Origin of the sequence: Pusillimonas sp., assembly GCF_029263785.1 — a bacterium.
Lineage (GTDB): Bacteria > Pseudomonadota > Gammaproteobacteria > Burkholderiales > Burkholderiaceae_B > Pusillimonas.
In genome coordinates, this window is sequence record NZ_JAJUFE010000024.1 from 18,294 (window position 1) to 30,852 (window position 12,559).

A 12,559-nucleotide genomic window follows, 5' to 3' on the forward strand; every position below is an offset into this window, starting at 1 on the left:
GCGACTCGCGCATGAAATTCAACAAAACCGGGTTGTTGAGCGCGATCTTCTCGTATTTTGGTCGCTGCGCCACCCGCACCCGATTGCGTTGGGGGCGCGCTTTGGGCTGGCTGACACCGCGCGTCCTGGGCTCGCGGGCGCATATCGTGCGCACCAATCTGGCACTATGCTTTCCGCAGCTTGACGAGCAACAGCGCGAAACCCTGTTGCGCAAGCATTTTCAACTATTGGCGCAATCCGTAGTAGACAGGGGCCTGCTGTGGTTTGGCACGCGCGAACGCATCGAAGACACCGTTTCCATCGACGGCCTCGAGCATCTGCAAGCGTTGCTCGACGCAAAAAGCCCGATCATTCTGCTGGCCCCGCATTTTATCGGTCTGGATGCCGCGGCAACCCGGCTGACACTGTTTCTGAAGACATCCGCCACCCTTTACACTCCGCAAAGCGACCCCGAGGTCGACCAACTGGTGCGTGACGGGCGCGGGCGCTTCAATACCGTGCACCTCATCAGCCGCCGCGATGGCGTGCGGGGCCTGATACGTCAGCTTCGCAACGGAGTGCCCGTGTACTACCTGCCCGATATGGATTGGGGCACCGAAGGCGCCGTGTTCGCCCCGTTTTTCGGGGTTCCTGCGGCCACCCTTCTTACCACCGCCCAGATCGCCAAAACCTGGAAAGCGGCTGTCGTGCCAATTGTCAGTCGCCTGGATGTGGATACCGGACGCTACCATGTCGATGTCCTGCCGCCCATACCGGAATTTCCAGGCAATCAATCGCTTGAAGAAGCCACCGTGCGGCTTAACGGCCTCATCGAATCGTGGGTAAAACGCGATCCCGCGCAGTATTATTGGGTACATCGGCGCTTCAAGACACGTCCTCCGGGCGAAGCACGCCCTTACTAACGCCAAACGCAAACCATGATCTGGAACTTCACCAAAATGCAGGGTGCCGGCAATGACTTCGTCGTGCTGGACGGCGTCCGCCAGTCCATCGACATGACGCCGGAACGCGCACGCGCCCTGGCAGACCGGCACTTCGGCATCGGGGCCGACCAGATCCTGCTGGTCGAACCGCCGCAACACCCCGAGGCCGATTTCCGCTACCGCATCTTCAATTCCGATGGCGGTGAGGTCGAACATTGTGGCAATGGTGCCCGCTGCTTTGTGCGCTTCGTTCACGAGCAGGGGTTGTCCGGCCGCAATCCCCTGCGCGCCGAAATCTGTACCGGGCTGATTACCCTTACAGAAACCGAGTCCGGCGACGTCACGGTAAGCATGGGTCGCACGCGTTTCGATCCGGCCGATGTCGGCTTCGACACGCAAGGCCTGGAGTCGCGACCCGAAGGCAATGACACGCTTTGGACACTGCCGCTGCTCAACAACGATGCAGCAGAGATTTCTTTGGTGGCCATCTCCAACCCGCATGCCGTCCAGCTTGTCGACAATATAGACACCGCCCCCGTCGCGCGAACCGGGCCACAAATAGAATCGCACCCGCGCTTTGCAAATCGCGTCAATGTCGGCTACATGCAGGTTGTCGACCGCCACACCATCAGGCTGCGCGTGTTCGAACGTGGAGCCGGCGAGACCTTGTCTTGTGGCACGGGCGCGTGCGCGGCCGCCGTTGCAGGTATTCGCCGAGGCTTGCTCGACAACCCCGTGCTGGTCCATACTCGGGGAGGCCCGCTAACCATTACCTTAAGCGACGGCGAAGTGCAGCTTAGCGGCCCCGCTGTCAGCGTGTTCAGCGGGCAGGTCAACATCCAGGCCCTCACAAACTCCATCCCTTTCAAGGAAGCACCTCACTCATGAGCACCGCCCTTTCCGCCGAAGACGTGGCCCATTTTTTGAAATCCAACCCCGAGTTCTTTCAAGAGCATGCCGACGTATTTGCCAATCTGCGCGTGCCCCATCCTCACGAAACCCGCGCCATTTCCCTGGGCGAACGCCAGATCATGACTCTGCGCGCCAAGGCTAAAGATCTCGAATGGAAACTGTCGGGCCTCATACATAATGCGGCCGGCAACGAAAAAATCAGCAAGACACTCATGGCGTGGTGCTGCCGCATGCTGGCCGAAAACGACGCGGCCCAACTGCCCGCCCATATCGTGCGCAGCCTGGGCGACCTCTTCGACTTGCAAGCCATCGCGCTGCGGCTGTGGGATCTTCCTGGCCTTTCCGACACCGAGTTCAACGAAGACGTTACCGACAGCATTCGTCAATTCGCCCGCGAACTCACCAAGCCCTATTGTGGCCCCCTGCAAAACCAGGAAGCCGCCGGCTGGCTTGGCACACCGCCCGCTTCGCTGGCCATCGTCGCGCTGCGCACGGCCGACTCCAGCGAACCCATCGGCCTGCTGGTTCTCGGCTCCGACGATCCCGAACGCTTCACTACCGACATGGCCACCGACTTCCTCGGCACCATCAACGACCTGGCCGCCGCAAGCCTGACCCGCCTGCGCGCCCCCGTGCATCTTTCACCAGAAAGCGCCTGAATGCCCGAGCCCCAGTCCGTCGAACTTCCGCAAGCCATGCGGCAATGGCTGGAATTCCTGCAAGGCAACCGCCGCTATTCCAGCCATACCCTGCAAAGCTATCGACGCGACCTGGCACATTTAGTACGCCTGCACCCCGGCATCGATCTGCAGCGATATACCGAAGGTCATATTCGCCAGGCCATTGCGCGCCTGCATGCACAAGGGCATCAACCCCGCAGCCTTGCGCGAGCGCTGGCCGCCTGGCGGGGGTTCTTCCAATGGTGGGCGCCACAAGCCGCAATGGCTCACAACCCGGCAGCCGGAGTTCGTGCTCCAAAAGCTGCGCGAAGCTTGCCAAAAGCACTGTCTGTCGAGCAAGCACAAGTATTGCTCGACCGTCCCGGCCTGCCCGAACCCAAAACACCCGTCCAGTGCCGCGACCAGGCCATGTTCGAGGTGCTGTATTCCAGCGGCTTGCGGCTGGCAGAACTGGTCAGCCTCGATTGGCGTTACGTGCGCAGCGGCACATACGAATCACAAAGCTGGCTGCACCTCGAAGAAAACGAAGCCACTATTTTGGGCAAAGGCGGCAAGACCAGAAGCGTTCCTTTGGGTCGCATGGCGCGACAGGCCTTGAAACGCTGGCTCGAACAACGCCCCAAATTGGCGGGCGAACCCACGCCGGAAACCGACCCCGACACTTACGCCGCCCTGTTCATTGGCGCGCGAGGCAAACGTATTTCGCCCCGCGTCGTTCAGCGTCAACTCAAGCAGGTAGCCACCCAGGCCGGCCTTCCGGTAAATGTGCACCCGCACAGCCTGCGTCACAGCTTTGCCAGTCATCTGCTGCAATCCGCGCAAGACCTGCGTGCAGTGCAAGAACTGCTGGGTCATGCCAATATTTCAACCACACAAATCTATACCCGGCTCGACTTCCAGCATCTGGCCAAGGTGTACGACCAGGCGCATCCGCGAGCAGGTCGGCGTCGCGATTAGCGGCCTACGTCAACGGGCAGGGTTCAGTGCATAGATCAGTTGCCCGGCGTTCCACTTGAACATGCCCAGATACGTACCAGCAGGCTGGTCGGGCTCGCCCAGGGTGTCGGCGTACAAGGTACCGCCCACCGTCGCACCGGTTTCCCGCGCAATCTGCTCGGCCAGCTTCGGATTGGCCGTGCCTTCCAGAAAAACAGCCGCACCGCCCACTTTCCGGATCTGGTCAACAATGGCCGCCACATTTCGCGCCGATGCTTCGGCCTGGCTCGAGATGCCGGCGATGGGAATAAATTCAATGCCGTACTCGCGGCCAAAGTAGCCCATGGAATCATGGGGAACCACAACCTTGCGCTTTTCGGGGGGGATCTGGCCCAGGGCATGCCGCACCTGAATGTCCAGCTTCTTCATTTCATCAATATAGCGTTCGGCGCGCGCGGCATAAGTAGCCGCATTGGCCGGGTCGGCCTTGGACAGCCCCGCGGCAATGTTTCGCGCATACGTCATGCCGTTGGTCAGACTTTGCCAGGCATGGGGGTCGACTTCACCGGCATGCAAGCCTGCGGCACCGGCTGCCCCCGCGCCGGAGGCGTGAGCATGATCGTGATGTGAGTGGGCGCTTTCTGCATCGAGTTGTCGCGGCTCCACCCCTTGTGACGCCACGATTTGCAGGCCCCTGAAATTCGATGCGGCCACGAGCCGCGGTAGCCAGGCTTCGAAATCCAGCCCGTTTATTACCAGCACCCTGGCTTGGGCCAGGGCACGAACATGCTCGGGGGTGGGTTCGAACGCGTGCGCATCGCCGCCCAAGCCGATAATGTTGGTAAGCTGGACGTAGTCTCCGCCAATCTCGGCGACCATATCGCCCAGCACCGTAAAGCTGGCCACCACCGGCATGGGCGTAATGGTTTGCTCCGACGTCACCGCCAGCGTAGCTGACGCATGCAGGGCAAGACACGCAGCCGCCACCAACTGCCAGGCGCGATATACGCAGTTGCGAGACTTTTTTCGAACCAACATGGTGATTTTCTGTTCCGTTAAACGCGCCGAATACCTCCGCCGGCGCCATCGCGGTCATGGACTGTTGGATTACGGTGTCAGGGTTTGCGTCAGACGCCGTCGTCGAGCATACGCTTGGCGTGCAGCCTGAAACAACCCGCCATACGGCCCTGCCAACAGCGAAAATACATAGATGCAGCCCGCTGACAAAATAATAGCGGACGATGCGGGTGCATCGATATAAAAAGAAATCAGAAGACCGGCATACCCTGATACCGATCCCAGAACCGCCGCCAGCACCATCTGGCGTCCGGCAGTCCGTGCCCAGAATCGCGCGGCGGTGGCCGGGAGCATCATGATGCCCACCACCATGAGGGTTCCCAATACCTGAAAGCCCGACACCAGTGTCATGACCAGCAGCAGCAAAAAAAGCATGTGAACCAGTGAACCCCTGCCGCGTTCGGCCCGCAAGAAGGACGGATCAAGGCACTCTAGCACCAATGGGCGATAAATCAAGGCCAGGGCCGGCAGCGTAACACTGGCACTGGCCGTAACAAGCAGCAAGGCCGAATCGTCCAGCCCCAGTACCGTGCCGAACAGAACATGAATCAGGTCCATGTTCGAACCTCGCAAGGAAACCAGAAGCACACCCAGGCCAAGCGAAATCAGATAAAACGATGCAAAGCTTGCGTCTTCCCGCAAGGGGGTCAGGCGGGCCACCAGGCCGGCCAGCATGGCCACGACAATGCCGGTAATCATGCCGCCCAGGGTCATGGCCCCGATCGACAGGCCGGCCGTCAGAAACCCAACAGCGACCCCAGGCAATATGGCGTGTGCCATGGCATCGCCCATCAAACTCATGCGCCGAAGCACCAGAAACACACCCAGTGGCCCAGCAGCAAATGCCAGCGCAAGGGTGCCCGCAAGCCCGCGACGCATGAAGCCGTAGTCGATGAACGGACTCCATAAATATTCGAGCGCCCAGCTCATGTGAGCGTCTCCGTCAATGAAAGGGGCTGCTTCCAACGTGCGCTCATAAATAATCTCCAGCGCACAAGTGCCGAGCCAGGTGCAGGTTCTCGGGCGTCAACACAGATTCCGTCGGACCCCAGGCGACAACCTGGCGGGCCAACAGCAAGGTCGTCGGGAAAAAATTGCGCACCATCCCCAGATCGTGCAGCACTGCAATTATGGTTCCGCCTTCGGCGTGCCAGGCCATCAATAATTTCATCAGGTCGTCGGTGGTGTCGCGATCTATCGCGGCAAAGGGCTCATCCAATAACAATGTGCGCGCCTCGTGCAACAACAGCCGTGCAAACAGCGCGCGCTGCAGCTGCCCCCCCGACAGGGTGCCGACGATACGATTCCGAAAATCAGACAGGCCGACGGTTTCCAGCGCCTGCTCCACACGCTCGTGTTCTTCGGCCGAGAACCCGCGCCATGCACCCACCCGTCGCCATGCCCCCATGGCGACAAGGTCGTAAACCGTTATGGGAAAACTGCGATCGAGCTCACCCGCCTGTGGTAAGAACGCCAGATCTTTTCGAGGGTCGTCGGCGATGCGTATATGACCTTTAAGAGGATTGAGCAAGCCCATAATGCCCTTGAGCAATGTAGACTTGCCCGCACCATTTGGCCCCACAATTGCGGTAAGCGAACCCTGCTCGAAGGCACCGCTGACATCACGCACAGCAATACGCCCGCGCCAGCCCAGCGCAACTTCGTCCAGCTCGATAGCGGCTGCGGGAGCTACCACCATCCCATCGCCCAAGCAGTCAGACCCCACAAGAACAGGACAGCCACCATGACCCGCAGCGCCCGGCCAGCGGAGGAAGCCAGCACGGACGATCCGCGATAGGCTTTCGTGCGGCGTAAAAACAGGGCAAAGCGAGGCATGGAGAGAAAACCCGGAAAAGAGTCCGTTATGTTATAACATTTCTTGTGCGCTTGGCGCGGCACCACAGCTAAAAAGCGCTCCCTGAATGAGATAATCCGACGCATGACCGCGACTAAAACCTCCACTCCCGGCTCGGTGGCGGCGCAGCTCAACACCGCCGAAACCCTTTGCCGCCAGCGCGGCAAACGGCTGACGCCCATTCGTCGCAAAGTGCTCGAAATCCTTCTGGAGCAGCGAAAAAGCGTCAAGGCATACGAGCTGCTCGAAGAAATTCGGCGCGTGCAGCCGGGCGCGGCTCCTCCCACGGTGTACAGGGCGCTTGATTTCCTGATCGAAGAAGGCCTCATTCACCGGCTCGATGCGGTAAACGCCTGGTCAGCCTGCCTGGATGCGGGCGGTGAGCCGCACGACCTGTTGGTCATCTGCACCGGCTGTGGCGCCGTGGCCGAGTTCAGCGACCCGGCGCTGAGTCGCCAACTGGCCCGCAAGGTTGCCTCGGCGGGCTTTGTGCTCAGCCACCACGAAACCGAGCTAAGGGCGCTATGCAGCGCCTGCCACGCTCAAGAACACGCCGGGCATGCAAACCCTAACCCCTAGTGTTACAAGGGTTTTCTTCGTAAGCTACGGTGCTGGGCCCGACGTTTGCTCTTCCCGTCGGGCTGTGCTGTAATCGCACGTTGTACGATTTTTTTCGCGGTATGGAATTACCTGGTGTAGTCGCCGATACGGTAGATGCGTGTGCCAACATCAACCCTCTAACTATTAGCGCCGCCATGCAGTTCGCATGCCGCATTAGCGAGTTAAATGATGGCATCAGGCATAGACAAAATGGTTCCGGTAACTATTCTTACCGGTTTTCTGGGCGCGGGTAAAACCACGCTGCTCAAGCGCATTCTTACCGAAAACCATGGCCAAAAAATCGCCGTCATCGAAAACGAGTTCGGACCCGAAAGCATCGACAACGAGCTTCTGGTTCAAGAGCGCGAAGAACAGATTATTGAACTAAGCAACGGCTGCGTCTGCTGCACCATTCGCGGCGACCTGCAGCGTGCCTTGTCTGAACTGCGCCAAAAACGCGACAAGGGCGAAATCCAGTTTGATCGCGTCATCCTTGAAACCACCGGCATGGCCAACCCCGGCCCGGTGTGCCAAACCTTCTTCATGGACGACGACATCGCCAATTACTTCCGCCTTGACGCCGTCATTACCGTGGTCGACGCCAAGCACGGCATGGAAACCCTCGACAAGCAAGAAGAAGCCCAAAAACAGGTGGGCTTTGCCGACGTCATCCTGGTTTCCAAAAAAGACCTGGTCACCGATGCCGATTACCAGACACTGCGTTCGCGGCTGGTGCAGATCAACCCACGTGCACCGATTCATCCGGTTCATTTCGGCGAGGCCGACATCAAGTCCCTGCTGGATGTCAGCGGTTTCAACCTCAACACCATCCTGGATATCGATCCGGAGTTTCTGGCAGAAGAACACCCGGACGCGGCCCACGATCACGACCACGATCACGACCATGGCCACGATCATGGCCATCACCACCACGATCACGAAGGCGAATGCGGCCCGGATTGCGGGCACGACCACGGGCATCATCACCATCATCATCACAACGACGATATTGGTGCTTTCGTATTTCGCTCGAACCGTCCGTTCGACCCGAACCGTCTCGAAGATTTCCTTAGCGGCGTAGTTCAGGTCTACGGCGAAGATCTTCTGCGCTATAAAGGTATTTTGTACGTCAAGGGCAGCAAGCGTCGCCTGCTGTTTCAGGGCGTACACATGATGATGGGGGCAGAACCAGGCAAACCTTGGCTTGCAAATGAAACGCCCAATACCAAAATGGTATTTATCGGCCGGAAACTTCCCGAGGAAATCTTTACCCAAGGGTTGGAACTATGCCTGATTCCATAATTAAACAGTTCACTCGAGTTAACAGTACCTAGTACCCACTCGACATTACTAGAAGAGGTAGACCATGGCCACTAAGACAACAGCCACCAAAACTCCGGGCCATTTGCTCACGGAAGAAGAACTCCTGGCAATGCCCGAGTCCGACTACATGAACGAAGCTCAGCTCGAGTTCTTCCGCAATCGCCTCAAACAGCTCGAGCAAGAGATTCTTGCCAACGCAGACACCACCACCGAAAACCTGCGTGAAACCCAGTTCGTGCCCGACCCGGCCGACCGTGCCACCATCGAAGAAGAGCACGCGCTGGAACTTCGTACTCGCGACCGCGAGCGCAAGCTGCTAAAGAAAGTGCAGCAGTCGCTTACCCTTATCGATTCCGGCGAATACGGATGGTGTGAAGAAACCGGCGAGCCCATCGGCCTGCAGCGCCTGCTGGCCCGGCCCACCGCCACGCTATCCCTCGAGGCGCAAGAGCGCCGCGAAATGCGCCAGAAGCTGTACGGTGACTGATCTGAAGCAGCAAAAAAACATGCCCCGAATCGGGGCATGCTTCGTTTGGCCGGCCGGTTTCAGCAATCAGAAGCCATGCTACAGAATCACGCCCCGGCAATCGGGGCGTGTTTTTTACAGTAAGAACGACATCTGGAACTGCCGGCAGCGCTGCTCTACTGCCCGTGGTCAAGCAAGCGCTCATTGCAATGCCCCAAAAAGCGGTGTGACGCCCCAAAAAAACGGTGTAATGCCCCCATCGTGTCGGGCCTTCCCTGGAATTCTCCGACCTCCCCTTGAGTTCTCCGGCCTTCCCTTGAATTTTTGCCCAACGCCCCTATTTAAGAAATTCAAAGGAAGAATCCATGGAACAATTTCACGCTACTACCATCCTGTGTGTTCGCCGCGGCGACGAGGTCGCTATTGGCGGCGACGGACAGGTAACCTTAGGTAACATCGTCTTCAAGGGCACAGCGCGCAAAATTCGCCGCCTGTACCACAACAAGGTGCTTGCCGGCTTTGCCGGTGCCACTGCCGACGCCTTCACCCTTCAAGAACGCTTCGAAGCCAAGCTCGAGAAGCATCAGGGCAACCTGATGCGCGCGGCCGTTGAGCTGACTCGCGACTGGCGGACCGACCGGGTGCTGCGCCGGCTCGAAGCCATGCTTATCGTGGCCGACCGCGAGCATTCATTGGTGCTGACCGGAAACGGCGATGTCCTGGAGCCCGAGCACGGCCTGGCCGCCATCGGCTCGGGCGGTACTTATGCACAATCGGCAGCCCTGGCCTTGCTGCAGCATACCGACATGCCGCCCGCCGAGATCGTCAAGAAGTCGCTGGAAATTGCCGGCGACCTTTGCATCTACACCAATCAGAACCACGTCATCGAGACGCTGTGAACCCTGCTGCTGCCCTCTGCATGCGCGTAGCGCCGTCTGCAGCGTTGCAAACGCCGAAGGCCGCGCAGCAAGACAGCTCCCGCGCCATATCAAGGTGCGAACCTCTACCTACAAGTACCAGACTATGTCCGCCTCTACCATGACTCCCGGAGAAATCGTCTCCGAACTCGACAAGCACATCGTTGGCCAGAACAAGGCCAAGAAGTCTGTTGCTGTGGCACTGCGTAATCGCTGGCGCCGGCAGCAGGTGGCCGAGCCATTGCGCAGCGAAATCGTCCCCAAAAACATTCTGATGATCGGGCCCACCGGCGTGGGCAAGACCGAGATCGCGCGTCGCCTGGCCAAGCTGGCCAATGCTCCGTTCATCAAGATCGAGGCCACCAAGTTCACCGAGGTGGGCTATGTGGGCCGCGACGTCGAAACCATTATCCGCGACCTGGTCGAAATCTCGGTCAAGCAGACGCGCGAAATCGAGAAGCGTCGCGTACGTACCCAGGCCGAAGATGCCGCCGAAGACCGCATCCTGGATGCCCTGATTCCGCCGCCGCGCAACGCCCGTGGCGAACCCGAGCGCGAAGAAACCGGCACCCGCCAGACCTTCCGCAAGCGCTTGCGCGAAGGCCTTCTGGATGAAACCGAGATTGAGATCGACGTGGCCCAACCCATGCCCCAGATGGAGATCATGGCGCCGCCCGGAATGGAAGAAATGACCGAACAGCTAAAAGGCATGTTCGCCGGACTGGGCCGCGAAAAGACCAAGCCGCGCAAGATGAAGGTCAAAGAGGCCTTCAAGCTGCTGGTCGAAGAAGAGGCCTCGCGCCGCGTCAACGAAGAAGAACTTCGTGCCACCGCGGTGGCCAACGCCGAGCAAAACGGCATTGTCTTCCTGGACGAGATCGACAAGATCACCACGCGTCAGGAAGGCGGTGCGGGCGAAGTGTCGCGCCAGGGCGTGCAGCGCGACCTGCTTCCGCTGGTTGAAGGCACAACCGTCAACACCAAGTACGGTGTCGTACGCACTGACCACATCCTGTTCATTGCGTCGGGCGCCTTCCACCTTTCCAAGCCGTCGGATCTTATACCCGAGCTTCAGGGCCGCTTCCCCATTCGGGTCGAACTGGATTCCCTGACCGCAGACGATTTCGTACGCATCCTGTGCGACACCGATGCCTCGCTGACCAAGCAATACAGCGCCTTGCTGGCGACCGAAGACGTCAAGCTGGACTTTACACAAGAAGGCATCCGCCGCCTGGCCGAACTTGCCTTCGAGGTAAACGAGCGCACCGAGAACATCGGCGCACGCCGCCTGTACACGGTGATGGAAAAGCTGCTTGAAGACCTGTCGTTCAACGCCACCGCCAACAGCGGTGCCGTCGTGACCATCGATGCCGCGTACGTGAACGACAAGCTCGAAGAAGCTGCCGGCAGCGAGGACCTGGCTCGCTACGTGTTATAAAAGGCCAAGGAGCCATACTATGTCTTATCGCAGCAACCCCGTTTTACCCTCGGTACTTGCCGGCCTTGTCGCAGCAGTCGCCTGTGTCGCGCCCGCTCAGGCACAAGAGGCGCAGGCCTCGGGCGAGGTGCGCCGCGTAGACGCTACCGAAGGCAAGGTCACCATCAAGCACGGCGCCATCCCGGCGCTCGACCTTCCGGCCATGTCCCTGGTGTATCGGGCTGACCCCACCTTGCTACAGGGAATCAAGCCCGGCGACAAGATCACCTTCAGCGCCAAGCGTGAAGGTGACCGCTACGTCGTTACCAAGATTTCCAAATAAGCCGGGGCACTCAACGAATACGGCGGCAAGCATGCCGCCGTATTTGCATTCATACAGCCCGCCCGGCTTTAAAAGGCTATTCGCGCCCAACCACCGATGCCGTGGTCACGCTGCCCTTTTCCATACGCCCCCAGGTAGGCAAAACCCACACTGGCATTTTTTGCCAACGGCGCGTCGATCCCCAGGCGCAAAGACCAGGCTTGCCGTAAAGGCGCAATGCCCTGCGAGCTGAATAGCCGTTGCGACGCATGGCTGCGAAACGCCTGTACCGAGCGTGGCTCGTCGTAGCGCGCATGATGCCAGGCGACTTGCGCAAATATCTTGCCTTGCGCCAGGCCGTAACGCCCAGCTTCGCTACCCTGCGCCCCCACTGCCGCTTCCGCCCGCAACCCCAAGGTAGAGACCCAGCCTTTCATGGCGGCGCCCTGAGCAGTCAAGGCCGCCGGCCCGCCGCTTTCGGTAAACCCGTCGAAGCGTGTTTGCACCCATGCCATCTGTGCAAAGGGTGCCACGCCCAGGCGGTGCGGACCAACATTCAGGTTTAATGGCAGAGACGCTTCGCCAAACATCTGTGTCGTGTGGCCGCCATATCTGGCAGCCAAGGCATCGCGCCACTGCCCCAACTGAATCAGGCGTTGCGTTCTGATGCGATGCCAGGATCGCGCGGCTGCGATCATCAGGCGCCATCCCAGATAGTGTCCCGCAATATGAAGGCCCAGATGCGTCGTATGAATGTTGGCATTGGCAACGCCTTCAGCACGGTTCATGCTGCTTCGCTGCGCTCCAAAAAAGGCGCCAAGGCGCCAGACGGTATTGAGACTGGCAGCAATGCCCAGGACCAGACCATCTACGCTGCGACTGTCTCCGGGAATGCCCGACTCGGTATCGCGTGTCTGCTCCGAGCGGAAGAGCTCGAGCCAGGTTCGAACGCCGGACCCGTGCAACGCAGTTTCATCGCCATGGGGAGGGCCGGCAGACGCGGTGGCGAGCATGTGGTTCGACTGATGCAGCACAGCCTCGCGCATAAAGCGGCTGCTATCCCACACGCCAGAAAGTACCGACGCATTCCAGCTGCCGGTCAGTTGCGTCAACGCCGTACGTGCCTGCTGC

The 12,559-nt window shown here is 59.6% G+C and carries 15 protein-coding genes; 10 read left to right on the plus strand and 5 right to left on the minus strand.

Going from position 1 to position 12,559, the window contains the following annotated elements; translation table 11 throughout:
* Positions 1 to 11 precede the first annotated feature (11 nt).
* From Q1J88_RS07830 to xerC, 4 genes are read left to right on the plus strand one after another with little or no spacing between them, the layout of a single operon-like run.
* Positions 12 to 902 carry a lysophospholipid acyltransferase family protein gene (locus tag Q1J88_RS07830; protein WP_301117060.1) on the plus strand — a complete coding sequence of 297 codons (891 nt, stop codon included), beginning with the start codon at positions 12 to 14 and terminating at the stop codon, positions 900 to 902.
* Between the two features lie 15 nt (positions 903 to 917).
* Positions 918 to 1,811 carry a diaminopimelate epimerase gene (gene dapF / locus Q1J88_RS07835; protein WP_301117061.1) on the plus strand — a complete coding sequence of 298 codons (894 nt, stop codon included), beginning with the start codon at positions 918 to 920 and terminating at the stop codon, positions 1,809 to 1,811.
* Positions 1,808 to 2,494 carry a DUF484 family protein gene (locus tag Q1J88_RS07840; protein WP_301117062.1) on the plus strand — a complete coding sequence of 229 codons (687 nt, stop codon included), beginning with the start codon at positions 1,808 to 1,810 and terminating at the stop codon, positions 2,492 to 2,494. The genes dapF and Q1J88_RS07840 overlap by 4 nt, the downstream gene beginning before the upstream one ends.
* Positions 2,495 to 3,472, plus strand: a complete 978-nt coding sequence (gene xerC / locus Q1J88_RS07845; protein ID WP_301117063.1) for a tyrosine recombinase XerC — start codon at positions 2,495 to 2,497, stop codon at positions 3,470 to 3,472.
* Between the two features lie 9 nt (positions 3,473 to 3,481).
* On the opposite strand, the gene Q1J88_RS07850 is transcribed toward xerC, so the two are convergent.
* The 4 genes from Q1J88_RS07850 to Q1J88_RS07865 form a co-directional block, all read right to left on the minus strand.
* Entirely contained in the window at positions 3,482 to 4,489 is a 1,008-nt protein-coding gene (locus Q1J88_RS07850; protein ID WP_301117064.1) for a zinc ABC transporter substrate-binding protein, read from the minus strand.
* 69 nt (positions 4,490 to 4,558) lie between these two features.
* The gene (locus tag Q1J88_RS07855) at positions 4,559 to 5,458 is read right to left on the minus strand and encodes a metal ABC transporter permease (RefSeq protein ID WP_301117065.1); all 900 of its coding nucleotides are present in this window, start codon (positions 5,456 to 5,458) and stop codon (positions 4,559 to 4,561) included.
* 43 nt (positions 5,459 to 5,501) lie between these two features.
* Positions 5,502 to 6,227, minus strand: coding sequence for an ABC transporter ATP-binding protein (locus Q1J88_RS07860; RefSeq protein WP_301117066.1), 726 nt, complete (start codon positions 6,225 to 6,227; stop codon positions 5,502 to 5,504).
* Positions 6,218 to 6,364, minus strand: a complete 147-nt coding sequence (locus Q1J88_RS07865) for a hypothetical protein (RefSeq protein WP_301117067.1) — start codon at positions 6,362 to 6,364, stop codon at positions 6,218 to 6,220. The genes Q1J88_RS07860 and Q1J88_RS07865 overlap by 10 nt, the downstream gene beginning before the upstream one ends.
* Before the next feature lie 103 nt (positions 6,365 to 6,467).
* On the opposite strand from Q1J88_RS07865, the gene Q1J88_RS07870 reads away from it, so the two are divergent.
* From Q1J88_RS07870 to Q1J88_RS07895, 6 genes are all read left to right on the plus strand, one after another.
* Entirely contained in the window at positions 6,468 to 6,962 is a 495-nt protein-coding gene (locus tag Q1J88_RS07870; protein ID WP_301117068.1) for a Fur family transcriptional regulator, read from the plus strand.
* Between the two features lie 207 nt (positions 6,963 to 7,169).
* Entirely contained in the window at positions 7,170 to 8,285 is a 1,116-nt protein-coding gene (locus tag Q1J88_RS07875) for a GTP-binding protein (RefSeq protein ID WP_301117069.1), read from the plus strand.
* A 64-nt stretch (positions 8,286 to 8,349) separates the two neighbouring features.
* Positions 8,350 to 8,793: an RNA polymerase-binding protein DksA gene (dksA, locus tag Q1J88_RS07880; protein ID WP_301117070.1), complete on the plus strand. Its 444-nt coding sequence runs from the start codon at positions 8,350 to 8,352 to the stop codon at positions 8,791 to 8,793.
* 344 nt (positions 8,794 to 9,137) lie between these two features.
* Positions 9,138 to 9,671 carry an ATP-dependent protease subunit HslV gene (gene hslV / locus Q1J88_RS07885; RefSeq protein ID WP_301117071.1) on the plus strand — a complete coding sequence of 178 codons (534 nt, stop codon included), beginning with the start codon at positions 9,138 to 9,140 and terminating at the stop codon, positions 9,669 to 9,671.
* A 124-nt stretch (positions 9,672 to 9,795) separates the two neighbouring features.
* Complete coding sequence (gene hslU, locus Q1J88_RS07890; RefSeq protein ID WP_301117072.1) at positions 9,796 to 11,127, plus strand: ATP-dependent protease ATPase subunit HslU; 1,332 nt, start codon at positions 9,796 to 9,798, stop codon at positions 11,125 to 11,127.
* A 19-nt stretch (positions 11,128 to 11,146) separates the two neighbouring features.
* Positions 11,147 to 11,449, plus strand: a complete 303-nt coding sequence (locus tag Q1J88_RS07895; RefSeq protein WP_301117073.1) for a copper-binding protein — start codon at positions 11,147 to 11,149, stop codon at positions 11,447 to 11,449.
* A 68-nt stretch (positions 11,450 to 11,517) separates the two neighbouring features.
* Here the strand turns inward: Q1J88_RS07895 and Q1J88_RS07900 are convergent.
* On the minus strand, positions 11,518 to 12,559 hold a 1,042-nt coding region (locus tag Q1J88_RS07900), incomplete at its 5' end, for an autotransporter outer membrane beta-barrel domain-containing protein (protein WP_301117074.1).

Coding starts and splice junctions, on each gene's coding strand:
- Q1J88_RS07865 (WP_301117067.1), bottom strand. CDS start 6,364: ATGCCTCGCTTTGCCCTGTTTTTACGCCGCACGAAAGCCTATCGCGGA.
- Q1J88_RS07895 (WP_301117073.1), top strand. CDS start 11,147: ATGTCTTATCGCAGCAACCCCGTTTTACCCTCGGTACTTGCCGGCCTT.
- Q1J88_RS07850 (WP_301117064.1), bottom strand. CDS start 4,489: ATGTTGGTTCGAAAAAAGTCTCGCAACTGCGTATATCGCGCCTGGCAG.
- Q1J88_RS07875 (WP_301117069.1), top strand. CDS start 7,170: ATGATGGCATCAGGCATAGACAAAATGGTTCCGGTAACTATTCTTACC.
- xerC (WP_301117063.1), top strand. CDS start 2,495: ATGCCCGAGCCCCAGTCCGTCGAACTTCCGCAAGCCATGCGGCAATGG.
- dksA (WP_301117070.1), top strand. CDS start 8,350: ATGGCCACTAAGACAACAGCCACCAAAACTCCGGGCCATTTGCTCACG.
- Q1J88_RS07840 (WP_301117062.1), top strand. CDS start 1,808: ATGAGCACCGCCCTTTCCGCCGAAGACGTGGCCCATTTTTTGAAATCC.
- Q1J88_RS07860 (WP_301117066.1), bottom strand. CDS start 6,227: ATGGTGGTAGCTCCCGCAGCCGCTATCGAGCTGGACGAAGTTGCGCTG.
- Q1J88_RS07870 (WP_301117068.1), top strand. CDS start 6,468: ATGACCGCGACTAAAACCTCCACTCCCGGCTCGGTGGCGGCGCAGCTC.
- Q1J88_RS07855 (WP_301117065.1), bottom strand. CDS start 5,458: ATGAGCTGGGCGCTCGAATATTTATGGAGTCCGTTCATCGACTACGGC.
- Q1J88_RS07830 (WP_301117060.1), top strand. CDS start 12: ATGAAATTCAACAAAACCGGGTTGTTGAGCGCGATCTTCTCGTATTTT.
- hslV (WP_301117071.1), top strand. CDS start 9,138: ATGGAACAATTTCACGCTACTACCATCCTGTGTGTTCGCCGCGGCGAC.
- dapF (WP_301117061.1), top strand. CDS start 918: ATGATCTGGAACTTCACCAAAATGCAGGGTGCCGGCAATGACTTCGTC.
- hslU (WP_301117072.1), top strand. CDS start 9,796: ATGTCCGCCTCTACCATGACTCCCGGAGAAATCGTCTCCGAACTCGAC.